Genomic DNA, 239 nt, shown 5'->3' on the forward strand with positions numbered 1-239 from the left:
TACACGGGCACCCAGGGCACCCTCCGGGGCACCTACGAGACCTTCGCCGCCGTCGCCGCGAAGAAGTTCAACGGCACCCTCCCCGGGACCATCACCCTCACCGCCGGCCTCGGCGGCATGGGCGGCGCCCAGCCCCTTGCAGTGGCGATGAACGACGGCGTCGCGATCTGTATCGCCTGCGACCCGCGCGCCATCGAGCGCCGCATCGAGCACCGCTACCTGGACGTGAAGGCCGACAG

The 239-nt window shown here is 71.1% G+C and carries 1 pseudogene; it reads left to right on the plus strand.

Annotation, left to right across the window (positions count from 1 at the left end):
- A pseudogene (locus KVT45_RS55595) lies at positions 1 to 239 on the plus strand (urocanate hydratase); the annotation flags it as partial.

This window comes from Streptomyces sp. GbtcB6, from assembly GCF_019091475.1.
GTDB lineage: Bacteria > Actinomycetota > Actinomycetes > Streptomycetales > Streptomycetaceae > Streptomyces > Streptomyces hyaluromycini.